This window comes from Pseudomonas sp. 01L34, assembly GCF_056400265.1.
The window spans coordinates 28435-45574 of record NZ_JBFTSX010000014.1 but is presented as its reverse complement, the minus strand read 5'-3'; the positions used below and the strand labels follow the sequence as shown (position 1 = coordinate 45574).

The window sequence follows — 17140 nt, the reverse complement described above, 5'->3', positions numbered from 1 at the left end:
CATTGGAACCACCTGATCCCATCCCGAACTCAGAAGTGAAACGATGCATCGCCGATGGTAGTGTGGGGTTTCCCCATGTGAGAGTAGGTCATCGTCAAGATTAAATTCCGAAACCCCTATCTGCGTATGCAGGTAGGGGTTTTGTTTTGTCCGCAGGAAAGTGCTTTGGCAGCAAAGGGCTAGCGGATGGCCATCCCTGACAACGGTCGCATCGTTCGTGAAACTTCGGCAGAGCGCGCTAAAAACCACGCCGTTTTTGGTATGGTGCAGCTCGTTTCAACGGACTGACTGCAAGCCTACGGATCGGTACTCCCGTTTATAGTCAAAGAGTTGCTGCAGAAATGCCCGGACCGATACCAATCAAGGACCACGAGAAAGAGACGCTCCTGGTCAACAAAAGACTAATGGCCTGCGCCTTGTTCGTCGCCGCCATTACTTGCGCGCTGGTGGTGCGCATGTACGTCCTGCAGGTTGTCGAGTTCGACTATCACTCGACAATCTCCGAAAACAACCGCGTCCATGTCCTGCCGATCACTCCAACTCGTGGGCTGATCTACGACCGCAATGGTGTGGTCCTGGCAGACAACCGGCCCAGCTTCAACCTGACCATCACCCGCGAACGCGCTTCCGATGTCAAACGCGAGCTGGATGAAGTGGTCAACCTCCTGCACCTGCCGGCCGAGGACCGTACACTGTTCGACAAGGCGATGAAGCAGGCCAGGCACCCCTTCGTCCCGGTCACGCTGTTCTATGAGCTCAGCGAAGAACAGATCGCCGTACTCGCGGTCAACGAGTTCCGTCTGCCCGGAATCGATGTAGAGCCGCAGTTCGTTCGCCACTACCCCATGGGCGCGCACTTTGCGCATTCGATCGGCTACGTCGATCGCATTAACGAAAAAGAATCCAAAGCCCTGGACACGGTGGAATACCGTGGCACCCAATCCATTGGCAAAACCGGTATCGAGAAATTCTACGAATCAGAATTGCACGGCCATGTGGGGTACGAAGAAGTCGAAACCAATGCCCAGGGCCGCGTGCTGCGAGTGCTCAAGCACACCGACCCGATCCCCGGCAAAAACATCGTCCTGAGCCTCGACGTCAAGCTTCAGGAAGCCGCCGAGGAGGCATTGGGCGATCGGCGTGGCTCGGTGGTCGCTCTCGATCCGTCGACCGGCGAAGTATTGGCCATGGTCAGCAAGCCAAGCTTCGACCCGAACCTGTTTGTGACGGGCATCAGCTTCAAGGAATACGCGGCACTGCACGACTCCATCGACCGGCCGCTGTTCAACCGCGTGCTGCGCGGGCTCTACGCACCAGGTTCGACCATCAAGCCGGAAGTGGCGATCGCCGGCCTTGACGCCGGAGTCGTAACCCCGCAGACCCGCGTCTTCGATCCGGGCTATTACCAGTTACCGGATTTCGATCATAAGTACCGTAACTGGAATCACAGCGGTGATGGCTGGGTGAACATGGACACGGCGATCATGCGCTCCAACGACACCTACTTCTACGATTTGGCCCACAAGCTGGGCATTGATCGTCTGCACGACTACATGGCGATGTTCGGCCTGGGCGAGAAGGTCTCGCTGGACATGTTCGAAGAGTCTCCCGGGTTGATGCCGTCTCAGGCCTGGAAGCGAGCCACGCGGCGACAGGCGTGGTTCCCCGGCGAGACAGTGATCCTTGGCATTGGCCAGGGCTACATGCAGGTCACCCCTCTGCAATTGGCCCAGGCCACCGCGCTGATCGCCAACAAAGGTGTATGGAACCGGCCGCACCTGGCCAAGACCGTGGATGGCGTCGCGCCGGTGGACGAGCATCCGATGCCGAACATCCTGCTCAAGGATCCGCGTGACTGGGAGCAGGTCAATCACGGCATGCAGATGGTAATGCACGACGCCCGCGGGATTGCCCGAGCGGCGGCGCAGGGCGCGCAGTACCGCATCGCCGGCAAAAGTGGCACCGCGCAAGTGGTGGCGATCAAGCAGGGTGAACGCTACAACCGGGCGAAAACCCTGGAGCGCAACCGCGACAACGCCTTGTTCGTCGGATTTGCTCCGGCCGAACATCCGCAGATTGTCATCTCGGTGATGATCGAAAACGGCGAGGCCGGTGGTCGCGTCGCCGGCCCTGTGGTGCGGCAGATCATGGATGCCTGGCTACTTGATCAGGACGGCCACCTGAAGCCGCAATACGCCGCGCCGAGCAAAGCCCCGGGCGACCCTCACGTTTAAGGATCAAGGCTTCACAGCACAGGCTCACGAATACTGAGCATGTGCTGGAAGCTTTCCAGGAACACGGTTTCGGCCTGACTCATCTTCTGCTCGCGATTCCACAACAGCTGGATATCGAAATCCACCACGCCATCTTCCGGCGGCAAACGCCACAGCAAACCTTGCTCGACATCCCCGCGCACCAGATGAGTCGGTAGACACCCGATACCAAACCCTGCGCAAGTCAAGCGGTAAATCTCTTCGAAACTGGTGGATGAGGCAACGATCTTGCCGGTAAAGCCTTGTTGGTCGCGAAACAGTGTCAGGGGTGAAAGGTTGCCGCCGAGCTGATCGCTGGTGAAGCTGACGAAGTTCTCCGTAGCAAGTTGATCCAGGGTCAGATTCCTTTGTCCGAAAAGTCGATGACGCTGTCCGCAAAAGTACGCATAGCGCTCGCGAAGCAGCACTCGCTGTTCTAGCCGCGGCTGTGGTAAACGACACAATCCGACGCCGATGGTCGCGGTTTTTTGCAGCAGAGAACTGATGATGTTCGAGCTGCCCATCACCTCGACTTCCAGCTCGATTTTCGGGTGGGTTTCGTGGAAATCGGCGAGGAACTCATCATAGTGCCGTGCTTGCACGCCGCTGACGGTGAGGATGCGAATCTTGCCGACCACGTCCTCGTGCCGACTCTCTAGCACCGTTCCCAGGCGCGAAATATCGCCGTAAATGTCCGTTGCAATGCGCAGGACTTCTTCCCCGGTTTCCGTCAGATCGAACCGCCTTCCACTGCGGGCGATCAACACACATTCCAGTTGTTCTTCCAGACGCTTCAAAGCCTGGCTGACCGCCGACTGGGTGATGTGCAGCCGCGCGGCGGCCCGACTCATGCTGCCTTCCTGACCGATCACCAGATAAGTGCGCAGCAGGTTCCAGTCGAGACGGTCATTCAGAAAGCGGCGACCAACCCACGGGTTCGAAGTGGAGGGCATAAGGATTCCATGTAGTAGCAGTACTAATAGTAAATATAAGATTATGAAAATTGACTAATCCTGTCATGGCAGCGATAAAGCCCACAAGCGCCACAGAGTGCGCTGCTAAAGAGGTGTATTCGTGAGTAAACCTGAACACATCGGCACGGTTGAATGGCAAGCCCGTTGCGAACTGGCCGCGCTGTATCGCCTGGTCGCGCACTTTCGCATGACCGACCTGATCGACACCCACATTACCCTGCGGATTCCAGGGCCTGAGCATCACTTTCTGATCAACCGCTACGGGGTTATTTTCGACCGCATGCGCGCCTCGGATCTGGTGCGCATCGATCAGGAAGGGCGAGTGGTCGATCCGGCCTACAAAGGTCATCGGGTCAATGCCGCAGGCTTTGTGATCCACTCGGCAATCCACATGGCTCGCCCGGATCTAAACTGTGTGATTCACACTCACACCGCCGCCGGCATGGCCGTCGCCGCGCAGAAGCACGGCTTGTTGCCGATCAGTCAGCATGCGTTGAAGTTTTACGGCAAGTTGGCGTATCACACCTATGAAGGCATTGCCCTTTCGCTGGATGAGCGAGAGCGTCTGATTGCCGATCTGGGGCCGCATCGGGCGATGATCCTGCGTAATCACGGACTGCTGGTCGGTGGCTCCGGCGTGGCCCAGGCATTTCAGGAAATTCACTTCCTGGAGCGTGCCTGTCAGGCACAGGTTCAAGCGCTGGCCGGTGGTTCGGCGCTGCATTACCCGTCTCCGGAAGTCTGTGCGCACACCGCCGAACAGTTTGACCGCGATGAACAGGACAACATCATCGACCTGGCCTGGGAGGCTGCTCTGACCCTGATCGAATCCCAGCGCGAGTCCTACATATCGTAAACTCTGTCAGCGACACGATGGTTTTGCTGTCCCGCAAGGCGTCAGCACATTCAACATCGACGTTGACTGACACACCGCCTTCGCGGGCAAGTCGGGTCGCCGCATCGCTCGCTCCTACAGGAGGACATGTCCGATTTCAGAAGAGCCCTTTCGCGAGCAAGTTCCCGCAGGATTGATGCTCACCCCGTGGGGGCAAGTCTGCTCGCAATCGCGATCTGACTATCCCTGTTACTTATCGATTTTTTCCGGCAACGGCGCAAACAACGCCTCGATATCATCGCTCTGCAACTTCCAGTCCCCGGTCTTGCGTCCATCCAGCACGCCTGCGGCCAGATCGGATTTTTCCTTCTGCAGATGCTGAATCTTCTCTTCCACCGTGCCCCTGGCAATCATCTTGTAGACGAACACCGGCTTCTCCTGACCAATGCGATACGCACGATCCGTCGCCTGATTTTCCGTCGCCGGGTTCCACCAAGGGTCGTAGTGAATCACCGTATCGGCTTCGGTCAGGTTCAGGCCTACACCGCCAGCCTTCAAGCTGATCAGAAAGATCTGACGCTTGCCGCTCTGGAATTCCTTGACTGGCGTGCGTCGGTCACGGGTCTGGCCGGTCAGGATTGCATACGCCACGCCACGTTTGTTCAGCTCGTCCTCGATCAGCGACAGCATTGAAGTGAACTGCGAGAACAGCAAAATCCGCCGACCTTCCTCGAACAGCTCTTCAAGCATTTCCATCAGGCTATCGAGTTTGCCGGAGGTACTGCCGCGAGCGGGCAGGGCAGCATCGTTGACCAGGCGCAAATCACAGCACACCTGACGCAGCTTCAGCAGTGCCTCAAGAATGATGATCTGGCTGCGTGCCACGCCTTTGCGGGTGATCTCGTCGCGGACTTTTTTGTCCATGGCCAGGCGCATGGTTTCGTAAACATCGCGCTGGGCTTCATTGAGCTCGACCCAATGGACGATTTCGGTTTTCGGCGGCAGTTCGGTGGCCACTTGTTCCTTGGTCCGGCGCAGCAGGAACGGTTTGATCCGACCGTTCAGGTGTTGAAGTCGTACTTCACTGGCACGTTTTTCTATCGGCACGCGGTAATCACGGTTGAAGTTTTTCACGTCACCGAGCCAACCCGGCAGCAGGAAGTGGAACAGCGACCACAGCTCGCCCAAGTGGTTTTCCAGCGGCGTGCCACTCAGGCACAGGCGTTGGCGAGCATTCAGTTCACGGGCCGCATGGGCGGCCTTGCTGTTGGGGTTCTTGATGTACTGCGCTTCATCCAGCACCAGTACGTGCAACGGCTGCGCGGCCAGACGTTCGACGTCCTTGGGCAGCAGTGCATAGGTGGTCAGGATCAGGTCGTAATCGGCCAGGTTATCGAAATGCTTTTTGCGACTGACGCCGTACAGCGCCAGCACTTTGAGTTGCGGCGTGAAATGCGCCGCTTCGTCGAGCCAGTTCGGAATCAGGCTGGTGGGCATGACCACCATGCACGGCCGATCGAGGCGCCCGGCATTCTTCTCGCTGAGAATGTGTGCCAGGGTCTGTAGGGTTTTGCCCAGGCCCATGTCGTCCGCGAGAATCCCGCCGACTTCCAGTTGTCGCAACGACTGCATCCAGCTCAGGCCTTCCAGCTGATACGGGCGCAAGGTGGCATTCAAGCCTTCGGGCGCTGCGGCGGTGTGGTCCTTGATGTCGCGCAGGCGCTGGGCAAAGGTGCGGATCTGCTCGCCACCTTCCCAGAGCAGCGGCAGGCCTTCCAGCGGGTTCAGTCGCGTGGCGTCGGCCTTGCTCAGGCGCAGCGTGGTTTCGCCGGGCTCTTGCAGGTAAAACTCGCCAAGGGTGGCCAGCACTGGTTTCAGGCGGCCGAAGGGCAGGGCGACCTGCAACGGGCCCTGGTCGGTGCTGCGACGTTGTGGAATGTTCACCAGGATCAGTTCGTCGTCGCGACGTCGGGCGAGCCGTTCCGGATTGAGGATTTCGGTGTGGGAGCGCATCAGGTTCAACAGGATCGGCAGCAGGCTCAGGCGTTCGCCGTTGACGATGATCCCCAGTTCCAGGTCGAACCAGTCGCGCTCAGGTGCCTGCTCGACGGTGGCGTACCAGTCGTCCACGGCGGTCAGGTCGAAGCCGAAATCCTCGTCGATCTGCAATTCCCAGCCTTGGGGGCGCAACTTCGGCAGCTCATTGAGGGTGAAGGTCAGCCAGGCGCTGTCGTTGACCATCTCGTAGAGTTCGCCGGCACTTTCTGGCAAGGCCTTACTTTGTCGGGTGGCGACTTTGAAACCGAGGATCCGCAGCTGCTCCCTGTAGGTCTGTTCGACTTCCGGGTGACGTTTTATCCGCAGCGTCTGTGTCTCCTGACGAATCAGGATGTCAGCGTTTTTCTGTCCGCTGACGTATTCGTCCAGATAGCTGAAGGACAGCGCCGCGCGATGCTGAATGTAACGCTGCATTTTTCCGTTGCGCGGTTCGAAGGCGCTGAACTCGATGCTCGCCAGCCACAGGCGCGGCACCGGTTGCACGTTGTCCACCAGCACTTGCGGCGGCGCTTTCGGGCTACGGTTTTCCAATACGGCCTGAAGTTTTTCCAGCAGTTCGGCGTCTTTCGCGGCTGCCGGATACGCGAGGGTTTCCTGCACTTGCAGCAACACCGCTGCGCAATGTTTGCAGTTGCTGTGAACCGGGCAGGTGCACGTGGCGTCGATCATCAGCAAGGTGCCTTTGGCCGACTCGCGCAGGCGAATGGTCTGACGGTAAACGTTACCGCCAGAGCCTTCGCAACTGGCGGTGATGGTGGCGTCGCCGACTTCGACGATCCTGACGCGGTTCTCCAGTGCGTAGCGGCGGCCACGTTCCAGGCTCTGTTCCTTGAATCGGCTGACCCAGGATGTTGCCAGGGGTTTGCTCAGGGTCGCGGAGGACATAAGGGCTTCAATCAGTCCGGAATTTCATCAGGGACTGGCCGAGGTGCAGGGGCGGTCAGCGAGGTGATTTTGATCAACAGGCCCAGGTGACCATTGTCGAGGAAGTTCAGCAGGCCGTTCTTGGTGTGGCTTTCCTGCTTCAGGCGTTCGCTGGCGGTGACCATGCCGTTGGCGTCAATCTGATTGACCCAGAAGTCGGCGTCGACGTCAGTGAAACGCCCCAGTTTCAGGTTCAACGTGCCCTCGATCGGGAATTGGCCGAACTGTTCCTTGCCTTCGCTGATCGCGATTTTGCTGGCTTCTTCACCCAGGTTCTGTTGCCAGGCCTTGTGCAGCAACACCGTGTACTCGTTGCTGGCAGTGAGTTTTTCCACTTCGGCATTCAGGCTTGGCGTGCGAAAGCTGTCGGGGCTGATGCGTTGGGCACCGGCAGCCCAGTCTTCTGGCGCGGCTCGGCTGACGATGGCAGGCACGGCGTTTTGCCGTACCAGAATCATTTCAACCTGATACAGATCAGCGGCAAACGCGGTCGAGGCGAGCAGCGACATCAACAACGTCATCAGCAAGGTCAGTGAGCGAAACAGGCGCATGCGGCGTCCTTCAAGCAGTGGTCGGAATGAGGCGCTCGAATAGCGCCTCTACAGTATTAAAGCGTTCTTCGGGGCGCTCCATCGGCACGAGGAACTTGAACATCGTGGCGCCTTCGAATTTGTAGCGTTTGGGCTGGCTCTGGATCAGTTTGATCAGTGTCAGCGGGTCGACCGGGGTCTGTGCCGCGAATTCGATCCGACCGCCTTGCGGGCCGCCGTCGACTTTCTTGATGCCCAGCTGTTCGGCTTGCAATTTCAGCGCCGTGATCCGCACCAGGTTCTTGGTCGGTTCCGGCAACAGGCCGAAGCGGTCGATCATCTCCACTTGCAGGTCCTTGAGGCCTTCCTCATCGGTGGCCGAGGCAATGCGTTTGTAGAGAATCAGTCGAGCATGAACGTCCGGCAGGTAGTCTTCAGGAATCAACGCCGGTACACGCAGATTGACTTCCGGACCGCCGCCCAGCGGTTGATCGAGGTTCGGCTGTTCGCCCTTGCGGATCGACTTCACCGCACGCTCGAGCATTTCCATGTACAGCGTGAAACCCACGGCCTGGATCTGCCCGCTCTGGCCGTCGCCCAGCAGTTCGCCGGCGCCACGGATTTCCAGGTCGTTGGTGGCGAGCACGAAGCCCGCGCCGAGGTCCTGGGTGTTGGCGATCGCTTCCAGACGCTTTTCCGCGTCGGGAGTGATTTGCTGGCGTGGCGGTGTCAGCAGGTAAGCATACGCCTGGTGGTGACTGCGACCTACCCGGCCACGCAACTGGTGCAACTGGGCCAGGCCGAACTTGTCGGCGCGTTCGATGATGATGGTGTTGGCGCTCGGCACGTCGATGCCGGTCTCGATGATGGTCGAGGCGATCAGCACATTGAAGCGCTTGTGATAGAAGTCGCTCATCACCTGTTCGAGTTCACGTTCGCGCATCTGCCCGTGGCCGATGCCGATCCGCGCTTCCGGCACCAGTTCGGCGAGGTCGGCGGCGCATTTCTCGATGGTCTTCACATCGTTATGCAGGTAGTAGACCTGGCCGCCACGTAGCAACTCACGCAGCAGGGCCTCTTTGACCGTGCTCTTGTTCTGCTCCATGACGAAGGTACGCACCGACAAGCGACGGGCCGGCGGTGTGGCGATGATCGACAGGTCGCGCATGCCCGACACCGCCATGTTCAGCGTCCGCGGAATCGGCGTTGCGGTCAGTGTCAGGATGTCGACTTCACTGCGCAGTGCCTTGAGCTGTTCTTTCTGACGGACACCGAAACGGTGCTCTTCGTCGATGATCACCAGCCCCAGGTTTTTGATTTTTACGTCATCTTGCAGCAGCTTGTGTGTGCCGATAACGATGTCGATCTTGCCTTCGGCCAGATCCGCAACCGCGGCGTTCACTTCCTTGGCCGATTTGAAACGGCTCATCACTTCCACCGTCACCGGCCAGTCGGCAAAGCGGTCGCGGAAGCTGTTGTAGTGTTGCTGGGCGAGCAGGGTGGTCGGCACCAGAATCGCCACCTGACGACCGCCGTGCACCGCGATGAACGCCGCGCGCATGGCCACTTCGGTCTTGCCGAAACCGACGTCGCCGCAGACCAGCCGATCCATCGGTTTGGGCGCGAGCATGTCTTCGCGCACAGCTTCGATGGTGGTTTGCTGGTCCGGGGTTTCTTCGAACGGGAAACCGGCGCTGAAGGTCGCGTAATCGGCTTTCGGGTCGGCGAAGGCATAACCCTCGCGAGCGGCGCGGCGGGCATAGATGTCGAGCAACTCGGCGGCCACGTCGCGCACCTGTTCGGCGGCCTTGCGCTTGGCTTTCTGCCAGGTCTCGGAGCCAAGGCGGTGCAGCGGGGCCAAGGCATCGTCACTGCCGGTGTAGCGGGCGATCAGGTGCAGGTTGGCCACCGGCACGTACAGCTTGGCGCCTTCGGCGTACTCGAGGGTCAGGAACTCGGCGGCCTGGTTGTCGATTTCCAGGATCGTCAGCCCCAGATAGCGGCCGACACCATGATCGATGTGCACCACCGGCGCACCTTCGCGCAGCTCGGTGAGGTTTTTGATCACCGCATCGTTGTTCGCGTCGGCGCGTTTTTCGCGGCGACGGCGCTGCATTACGCGCTGACCGAACAATGGGCTTTCGGCAACCAGTGCCAGCGCTGGGTCGTCCAGCAACAGGCCTTCGTCGAGCGGTGCAATGGTGATCGCCAGGCGCTCTTTGCTGGCGACAAAGTCTGGCCAGCTGTCGACGGTTTTCGGTCGCAGCTTCAAGCGTTCGAGCAATTCCAGCAGCACTTCGCGACGGCCCGCGGACTCGGCGGTAAACAGCACGCGGCCGGGGAATTCGTCGAGGAAACTGGCCAGCGCCGCCAACGGCTGAGTGGCCTTGGCTTCGATGGCCAGGTTCGGCAGCGCCTGAGCCGGGAAGCGCTCGCGGCCGACACCGTTTTCGACGTCTTGTTGACTGGCCACCACACGGGGCCAGCTCTTCAGGCGCGCAAAGCAGTCTTCCACCGGCAGGAACAACTCGGCCGGTGGCAGTAAAGGACGGGACGGATCGACGCGGCGCTCTTCATAGCGGTTGCGCACATCGTTCCAGAAATTTTCCGCAGCCTGTTCGATGCCCGGCAGGGAAAACACTTGCGTGTCCTGGGGCAGGTAATCGAACAGAGTGGAGGTTTCCTCGAAGAACAGTGGCAGGTAGTACTCGATGCCCGCCGGCGTAATCCCGCTGCTCAAATCCTGGAAAATCGGGCAGCGACGGAAGTCGACATCGAAGCGCTCGCGAAACCGCGCCTTGAAGCGGGTCACGGCTTCTTTCTGCAGCGGGAATTCCTTGGCCGGTAACAGTTTGACCGAGTCGACCTTGTCGATGGAACGCTGGTTTTCCGGGTCGAAAGTGCGCAGGGTTTCGATTTCGTCGTCGAACAGGTCGATGCGATAAGGCAACTTGCTGCCCATCGGGAACAGGTCGATCAGCGAGCCACGCACAGTAAATTCGCCATGCTCGTACACGGTATCGACGTATCGATATCCGGTGGCTTCAAGCCGGGTGCGCATCTGCTCGACATCGAGTTTCTGGCCGACATCCAGCACCAGGCTGCTGCCGAGCAGGAATTTGGTCGGCGCCAGACGGTGCAGGGCAGTGGTGATCGGCACCACCAGAACGCCATGCGCCAGCTCCGGCAACCGATACAGGCTGGCGATACGCTGCGAGATGATGTCCTGGTGTGGCGAGAACAGGTCGTAGGGCAGGGTTTCCCAGTCGGGGAAGTGCAGAACAGGCAAATCCGGGGCGAAGAAACTCAGCTCCTGTTCCAGCCGTTCGGCACTCTGGCTGTCGGCGGTCAGTAGCAAGGTAAAGCGCTTGGCAGCGCTGGCGGCCTCGGCGATGGCCAGGCTCAGGGCGGCACCGGGCAGGTTGCCCCAGTGCTGTTTACCTGCCGCGGCAGGGAGAAGCGGTAGACGCAGAACGGGCACGGAAGGTTGAGCTCCAAGCGTTGCGACAAAGTCGGTAATTGTAACGGTCTCGGGTGCCGGCTGTCAGTTGCAGACTGTGTCTATATACACAGGGTGAGCAAAATGTAGTGGTAATGACAAAAACTGGCGATTTAATACTGGAAATGTAGTGCTAAAACCGCTCGGTGTTACGGATGGTTACGGACACTGTGGCGTTATCGTCGAAAAATTGACTCTGCTGAAAGCCCCGTATTTACTGGGCTGGCGCGGGGCGTGATTTTTTTGAACGGAATTTTGTTACCGCTCGTGCGACAGGCGCGCATTGCTACGGGAGGCACTCGGCGGCATAATGTAGCCCCTTTTTTCTGCCCCTACATGTGGAAGGTTCCCGTGACTCAGAAGCCCGACCAGTGTCTTGGTGAATGGATCGACCGTGAAGCACTCGCAGAAGCGATGATTCCGCTTATCGGTCAGCTCTACCGCAATAACAACGTGGTGAGCTCGATCTATGGCCGCAGTCTGATCAACCAGTCTGTCATCGCGATTCTCAAAGCTCACCGCTTTGCTCGCCATCGCCAGTCCGATGACAGCGAATTGTCCGTCCACGAAACATTCCCGCTGCTCAAGGCAATGAGCGAGCTCAAGCTCGGCGCTGCTTCGGTAGATCTGGGCAAGTTGGCCGTCAAGTTCAAGGCCGAAGGCAATGGCCGTACCGCCGAAGCGTTCGTCCGTGACGAACTGGCTGATGTGGTCGGCAAGCAGAATGGTTCCGGCCGTACCGGAACCGACGTTGTCCTGTACGGCTTCGGTCGTATCGGTCGTCTGCTGGCGCGCATCCTGATCGAGAAAACCGGTGGTGGCGACGGCCTGCGTCTGCGCGCCATCGTTGTCCGCAAGGGCGCCGAGAACGATCTGGTCAAGCGTGCCAGCCTGCTGCGTCGCGACTCGGTGCACGGCTCGTTCAACGGCACCATCACCATTGATGAGGCCAACAACACCATCACCGCCAACGGCAACCTGATCCAGGTTATCTACGCGAAGAACCCGACTGAAGTGGACTACACCCAGTACGGCATCAAAAACGCGCTGCTGGTGGACAACACCGGTGTATGGCGTGACGCCGACGGCCTGGGCCAGCACCTGGCCTGCCCGGGTATCGACCGCGTTGTTCTGACCGCGCCTGGCAAAGGCAAGCTGAAGAACATCGTTCACGGTATCAACCACGGTGAAATCACCGCTGACGACAAGATCGTTTCTGCCGCTTCCTGCACCACCAACGCCATCGTGCCGGTGCTGAAAGCTGTCAACGACAAGTTCGGCATCGTCAACGGTCACGTTGAAACGGTTCACTCGTACACCAACGACCAGAACCTGATCGACAACTTCCACAAAGGCAATCGTCGTGGCCGTAGCGCCGCGTTGAACATGGTGATCACCGAGACCGGTGCTGCCACTGCTGCCGCCAAGGCGCTGCCTGAACTGGCCGGCAAGCTGACCGGTAACGCGATTCGCGTTCCGACGCCAAACGTGTCGATGGCCATTCTCAACCTGAACCTTGAGAAAGCCACCACCCGTGAAGAGATGAACGAGTACCTGCGCTACATGGCGCTGCACTCCGATCTGCATAAGCAAATCGACTTCGTCAACTCGCAGGAAGTGGTTTCCACCGACTTCGTGGGCTCGCGCCACGCAGGCGTAGTGGACGCTGAAGCGACCATCTGCAACGACAACCGCGTTGTTCTGTACGTCTGGTACGACAACGAATTCGGTTACAGCTGCCAGGTAGTTCGCGTGATGGAAGACATGGCCGGTGTAAACCCGCCAGCATTCCCGCGCTAAGCCTTAGCCGCACATGAAAACGCCCCGACTTCGGTCGGGGCGTTTTTTTTGTGCGGGGCGCAATCTGCCGGGAGAAAGTGCTGGCAGCCGGTTAGCCGCAAGCCTTCATGTCTACGGGGCCGACAAACTCGTTGCCGCGGCCCATCACGCACGCCACGCTCTGGTTGCGCTGACGTTCCCATGCCTGAACCGGGTAGGTCTTGTTCCAGGCTTCGTACAATTGCCGATCCTGTTTCGACAGGCGTAAGCCGTACTGCTTGCTCATGTAGAAATAGGTTCGGGCGATCATGCCGCGAATGGAAGGGCGGGGCATGACCTTCTTCGCCTTGAAGTCGATCTGAGTCAGGCACGAGCCATATTGACCCGATTGCACGGGTAGCCAGCCGAAACTGAAATTGCTCCGATCGCCATTTACCTCGCCGATGCTGGGTACCAGATTGTGCAGGTCGGCCTCAGCTTTTTGATAGGTCGGATCGTAGCGCGTGCAGTTCTTGCGACCTCCTTGTTGCCAGCATTGACGCTGATGGCCGATCTGCCAGGCCGGGACAATGTGTTCCCACTCGATGCGCGAGGCGCGCTTGGCGTTTTTGCGTGGCACATAACCACAGGCGGCGAGGTTCACGCGGTCGCCCGTGTATTTGCAGCCGCAATAGAACTCGGTGGATTGCGGAGCGTACAACTTCCAGGCGACTTTCTTGGCTTCGTTGAAGGTGCGTGGGGCGCCAGCCTGGGCGCCAAGGGTGATGAGCAGAAACAGCAAAGCAAGCCAGCGGACGCTCATTGACTCAATCTTCCTTCGGCACAACCCAGAAAATCTGCACGCCGCCATCGTCGCGATGGGCGAGGGTGACGTTGTCGTTCTCGTCGATTTCTTCGAGCAAACGCTCCCACTCATCCACGGGTTCGTCCGGAAGACGGAAGATCAGTGCAGCTTTGGCTTTCTGGGCGGTGGGGGAATTGATGATTTTCTGAATGCGCATACCCAGGCGTTCGTAAGCGTCAGGAGAGGCGGAGGTAGTGGCCACGGAGTTATCCTTATTAAGCTGTACGTGCATACAGTATTTAACTGTAGGCATTTTCGCAACTGCTTAAAATTCAAGAAAATCCTCTGACAGTGGTTTTTTCCGTTTGGTGTAGGGCGAAGGGAGATTTTTTATCGGAAAGAGGTCGTGAACCACTCGCCAGGACTGGCGAGTGGTGACAGCGGTGCCCGACCGCGAACGGGTCGGGCGAGGGTGAATCAGTATTCCCAGAACATCCGTTGCAGCTCTTTGCTGTCGTTGGTCTTGGTCAGCGCGACCATGGCCAGGATGCGGGCTTTTTGCGGGTTCAGGTCGTGAGCAACAACCCAGTCGTACTTGTCGTCAGGCTGTTCAGCGTTACGCAGCACGAAACCGCCGGCATTGACGTGAGAAGAGCGAATGATTTGTACGCCGTCTTTGCGCAAGGCCTGCAGGGCGGGAACCACGCGGGACGATACCGAGCCATTGCCGGTGCCGGCGTGGATGATGGCTTTGGCGCCCGACTGCGCAAGGGCTTTGTAGGCGGTGTCGCTGACGTTGCCATAGGAGTAGGCAATTTCGACGTCAGGCAGACTCTTGATGGTTTTGATGTCGAATTCCGAGTCCATGGTGTGACGCTTGGCCGGCAGGCGGAACCAGTAGGATTTGCCTTCGACCACCATGCCCAACGGGCCCCAGGCACTTTTGAACGCCTCGGTCTTGATGTTGATCATTTTGCTGACATCGCGACCCGACTGGATTTCATCGTTCATGGTCACCAACACGCCTTTGCCGCGCGCGTCTTTGCTGCTGGCCACGGCGACGGCGTTGTACAGGTTCAGCATGCCGTCGGCCGACATGGCGGTGCCAGGGCGCATGGAGCCGACGACGATAATCGGCTTGTCGGTTTTCTCCACCAGGTTCAGGAAGTAAGCAGTTTCTTCCAGGGTGTCGGTGCCGTGGGTGATGACAATGCCATCGACGTCTTTGCTGTCGGCCAGTTCAGCCACGCGACGTCCCAGTTGCAGCAGGTTGTCGTTGGTGATGCTTTCGGATGCGATCTGCATGACTTGTTCGCCGCGAACGTTGGCCAATTGGCTCAGTTCCGGAACTCCTGCGATCAATTGTTCGATGCCGACTTTCGCCGCTTGGTAGGTGGCGCTGTTGGCGGCGCTGGCGCCCGCGCCGGCAATGGTGCCGCCGGTGGCCAGGATCACCACGTTCGCCAGTTTCTGTTGGGTTTCGATTTCTTTTGCCTGAAGGGCTGTAGGCAGAAGCATAAGCAGGGCCAAGGCGCCCGGAATAAAAGTGTTGAAGGCAGATTTCATTATTGTTTTCTCTAGTAGTGAGGCGGTGCAGATGCAAGTTCATCTAGAAGCGCCCCAAGCAGATCTGAACGCCGGGGGTGTAGAGGAAGAGCAGGATCTGTACCAGTCGGACGCTGGAGAAGGTGATCTTTTAACCTGATGATTTTTATCAATATTGTTGCCGTGGCTGGCGATACTTCGCGCCTGGCTGTCCGGGTTTCCGAATATGTTCAGCTTTTATGTTCGGCTCACCGACCTTCATTGAGAAGGTCGCCTTGCAAAATCGAAAATCGGTGCTAAAGAAAACCCCGCACAGGTCGATGCTCCTTTAAAGGATCTATTTTTTCAGGAGTTCACATGTCGTTTACTGTCGGTTTTGCAAATGCAGGCGCAATCACTATCGGGGGTAAATCCCCGGCGACCATCAACGACTTGAGTGAAGCAGCATCCGACGCCTCGGCCCAGGCGCTGGGCGAAGAGCAGGGCGACGATAAGCAGGTCAGAACCGCTGGCGGCGCGGCGGCTCAGAGCGAAAGCAAATCCGAGAAAACCAGCAGTCAGAGTATTGCGGTGCAGGTATTGCTCAAGCGCATGCAGGAACTGCAGCAGCAACTGCGCGAACAGCAACAGCAACTGGCGGCCGCTCAGGCGGCGAATTATTCGACCCCGGAAGCCAAGGCCAGCGCAGTCATGACAATCCAGGGGCAAATCGCCAGTACCAGCGCTGCGCTGGCGCAAGTGACCGGCAATCTGGTCAAGGAGCTGGCCAAGGATTCCAGCGGCGGCGGTCTGGTCAACACCACGGCGTGAGGCAAAACGGGGTTGGCTTTTGCCAACCGAGACATGGAACGGGGCGTTGACAAATCTCGGCAGGGTTCGCATAGTTCGGTCTACGCAAACGTTTGCGCGGTCGCCGTCGATGGGTTGATCCATTGATGATCCAGCGCAAGCGTTGCTAAGAATAATCATAAGATCGGAGTGAACCCATGAAGCTGCCATTCGCTGGACGTCTTCTCGCTGTCGCTATGCTGGCTGCCGCATCCGCCGCGTTGCCTGTCTCTTCGGCATTCGCCGCAACCCCTGAAAAACCTAAAGTCGCGCTGGTCATGAAATCCCTGGCCAACGAGTTCTTCCTGACCATGGAAGACGGCGCCAAGGCCTACCAGAAAGACCACTCCGGCGACTTCGAGCTGATCTCCAACGGCATCAAGGACGAAACGGACACGGCCGGCCAGACGCGCATCGTCGAGCAAATGATCCTGTCCAAGGTCAACGCACTGGTTATCGCTCCGGCAGACTCCAAGGCCATGGTCCCGGTCATCAAGAAAGCAGTCGATGCCGGCATCACCGTGATCAACATCGATAATCAGCTGGATCCGGCTGTCGTCAAAAGCAAAAACATCACCGTTCCATTCGTAGGCCCGGACAACCGCAAAGGTGCGCGCCTGGTGGGTGAATACCTGGCCAAGCAACTGAAGGCCGGTGACGAAGTCGGCATCATCGAAGGCGTTTCCACCACCACCAACGCCCAGCAGCGCACGGCCGGCTTCAAGGATGCGATGGAAGCGGCGCAGATCAAAGTCGTGTCCCTGCAGTCCGGCGATTGGGAAATCGACAAGGGCGGCAAAGTGGCCTCGTCGATGCTCAGCGAATACCCGAACATCAAGGCCCTGCTTGCCGGCAACGACAGCATGGCGGTCGGCGCGGTCTCTGCCGTACGTGCCGCCGGCAAGGCCGGCAAGGTGCAAGTGGTCGGTTACGACAACATCAATGCGATCAAGCCAATGCTCAAGGATGGCCGTGTCCTGGCCACCGCCGACCAGTTTGCTGCCCGGCAAGCAGTGTTCGGCATCGAGACCGCGCTGAAAATCATCAAGGGCGAGAAAGTCGATAGCGGCGCCAACGGCGTCATCGAAACTCCGGTAGAGCTGGTTACCAAGTAGTCTTTCTGGCGACACAA

At 58.7% G+C, this 17140-nt stretch carries 12 protein-coding genes and 1 rRNA gene; 6 read left to right on the top strand and 7 right to left on the bottom strand.

The genetic code is table 11. The features are described from left to right. Together rrf and mrdA are read left to right on the top strand one after the other, a co-directional pair. Positions 1–100 (top strand): 5S ribosomal RNA (gene rrf / locus AC1DQM_RS29595); the annotation flags it as partial. A gap of 241 nt (positions 101–341) precedes the next feature. Continuing rightward, positions 342–2234, top strand: a complete 1893-nt coding sequence (gene mrdA, locus AC1DQM_RS29590) for a penicillin-binding protein 2 (protein WP_477747236.1) — start codon at positions 342–344, stop codon at positions 2232–2234. An 11-nt stretch (positions 2235–2245) separates the two neighbouring features. Here the strand turns inward: mrdA and AC1DQM_RS29585 are convergent, their stop codons facing one another. Continuing rightward, positions 2246–3205 carry a LysR family transcriptional regulator gene (locus tag AC1DQM_RS29585; protein WP_477747235.1) on the bottom strand — a complete coding sequence of 320 codons (960 nt, stop codon included), beginning with the start codon at positions 3203–3205 and terminating at the stop codon, positions 2246–2248. A gap of 121 nt (positions 3206–3326) precedes the next feature. Here AC1DQM_RS29585 and AC1DQM_RS29580 point away from each other — a divergent pair, with 121 nt between their 5' ends. Further along, complete coding sequence (locus tag AC1DQM_RS29580; protein ID WP_477747234.1) at positions 3327–4082, top strand: class II aldolase/adducin family protein; 756 nt, start codon at positions 3327–3329, stop codon at positions 4080–4082. A 228-nt stretch (positions 4083–4310) separates the two neighbouring features. Here AC1DQM_RS29580 and AC1DQM_RS29575 read toward each other — a convergent pair whose 3' ends face one another. Genes AC1DQM_RS29575 through mfd form a run of 3 tightly spaced genes read right to left on the bottom strand, consistent with a single transcriptional unit; the run spans position 4311 to position 11054 of the window. Continuing rightward, positions 4311–7004: an SNF2-related protein gene (locus tag AC1DQM_RS29575; RefSeq protein ID WP_477747233.1), complete on the bottom strand. Its 2694-nt coding sequence runs from the start codon at positions 7002–7004 to the stop codon at positions 4311–4313. A gap of 11 nt (positions 7005–7015) precedes the next feature. Then, a complete protein-coding gene (locus AC1DQM_RS29570; RefSeq protein WP_018930294.1) occupies positions 7016–7594 on the bottom strand; it encodes a CsiV family protein in 579 nt (192 codons plus the stop codon). 10 nt (positions 7595–7604) lie between these two features. Further along, on the bottom strand, positions 7605–11054 hold the full coding sequence (gene mfd / locus AC1DQM_RS29565) for a transcription-repair coupling factor (protein ID WP_477747232.1): 3450 nt from the start codon (positions 11052–11054) through the stop codon (positions 7605–7607). A 354-nt stretch (positions 11055–11408) separates the two neighbouring features. On the opposite strand from mfd, the gene AC1DQM_RS29560 reads away from it, so the two are divergent. Then, positions 11409–12872, top strand: coding sequence for a glyceraldehyde-3-phosphate dehydrogenase (locus AC1DQM_RS29560; protein ID WP_026286742.1), 1464 nt, complete (start codon positions 11409–11411; stop codon positions 12870–12872). Between the two features lie 91 nt (positions 12873–12963). Here the strand turns inward: AC1DQM_RS29560 and AC1DQM_RS29555 are convergent, their stop codons facing one another. The 3 genes from AC1DQM_RS29555 to AC1DQM_RS29545 all read right to left on the bottom strand — a co-directional run bounded on the left by AC1DQM_RS29555 (position 12964) and on the right by AC1DQM_RS29545 (position 15201). Beyond that, entirely contained in the window at positions 12964–13653 is a 690-nt protein-coding gene (locus AC1DQM_RS29555; protein ID WP_477744350.1) for an endonuclease, read from the bottom strand. Positions 13654–13657: 4 nt separating this feature from the next. Beyond that, positions 13658–13948 carry a DUF1654 domain-containing protein gene (locus tag AC1DQM_RS29550; protein WP_064616810.1) on the bottom strand — a complete coding sequence of 97 codons (291 nt, stop codon included), beginning with the start codon at positions 13946–13948 and terminating at the stop codon, positions 13658–13660. Between the two features lie 164 nt (positions 13949–14112). Next, a complete protein-coding gene (locus tag AC1DQM_RS29545; RefSeq protein WP_018930289.1) occupies positions 14113–15201 on the bottom strand; it encodes an asparaginase in 1089 nt (362 codons plus the stop codon). A 336-nt stretch (positions 15202–15537) separates the two neighbouring features. On the opposite strand from AC1DQM_RS29545, the gene AC1DQM_RS29540 reads away from it, so the two are divergent. Both AC1DQM_RS29540 and AC1DQM_RS29535 read left to right on the top strand, forming a co-directional pair. After that, complete coding sequence (locus tag AC1DQM_RS29540) at positions 15538–15990, top strand: hypothetical protein (RefSeq protein WP_064616811.1); 453 nt, start codon at positions 15538–15540, stop codon at positions 15988–15990. A 176-nt stretch (positions 15991–16166) separates the two neighbouring features. After that, on the top strand, positions 16167–17123 hold the full coding sequence (locus AC1DQM_RS29535; protein WP_019582837.1) for a sugar ABC transporter substrate-binding protein: 957 nt from the start codon (positions 16167–16169) through the stop codon (positions 17121–17123). Positions 17124–17140: the final 17 nt, after the last annotated feature.

What these genes read in the sequence shown, in the direction of transcription:
- mrdA (WP_477747236.1), top strand. Translation starts at nt 342, where the DNA reads ATGCCCGGACCGATACCAATCAAGGACCACGAGAAAGAGACGCTCCTG.
- AC1DQM_RS29585 (WP_477747235.1), bottom strand. Translation starts at nt 3,205, where the DNA reads ATGCCCTCCACTTCGAACCCGTGGGTTGGTCGCCGCTTTCTGAATGAC.
- AC1DQM_RS29575 (WP_477747233.1), bottom strand. Translation starts at nt 7,004, where the DNA reads ATGTCCTCCGCGACCCTGAGCAAACCCCTGGCAACATCCTGGGTCAGC.
- AC1DQM_RS29570 (WP_018930294.1), bottom strand. Translation starts at nt 7,594, where the DNA reads ATGCGCCTGTTTCGCTCACTGACCTTGCTGATGACGTTGTTGATGTCG.
- AC1DQM_RS29560 (WP_026286742.1), top strand. Translation starts at nt 11,409, where the DNA reads ATGTGGAAGGTTCCCGTGACTCAGAAGCCCGACCAGTGTCTTGGTGAA.
- AC1DQM_RS29555 (WP_477744350.1), bottom strand. Translation starts at nt 13,653, where the DNA reads ATGAGCGTCCGCTGGCTTGCTTTGCTGTTTCTGCTCATCACCCTTGGC.
- AC1DQM_RS29550 (WP_064616810.1), bottom strand. Translation starts at nt 13,948, where the DNA reads ATGCCTACAGTTAAATACTGTATGCACGTACAGCTTAATAAGGATAAC.
- AC1DQM_RS29545 (WP_018930289.1), bottom strand. Translation starts at nt 15,201, where the DNA reads ATGAAATCTGCCTTCAACACTTTTATTCCGGGCGCCTTGGCCCTGCTT.
- AC1DQM_RS29540 (WP_064616811.1), top strand. Translation starts at nt 15,538, where the DNA reads ATGTCGTTTACTGTCGGTTTTGCAAATGCAGGCGCAATCACTATCGGG.
- AC1DQM_RS29535 (WP_019582837.1), top strand. Translation starts at nt 16,167, where the DNA reads ATGAAGCTGCCATTCGCTGGACGTCTTCTCGCTGTCGCTATGCTGGCT.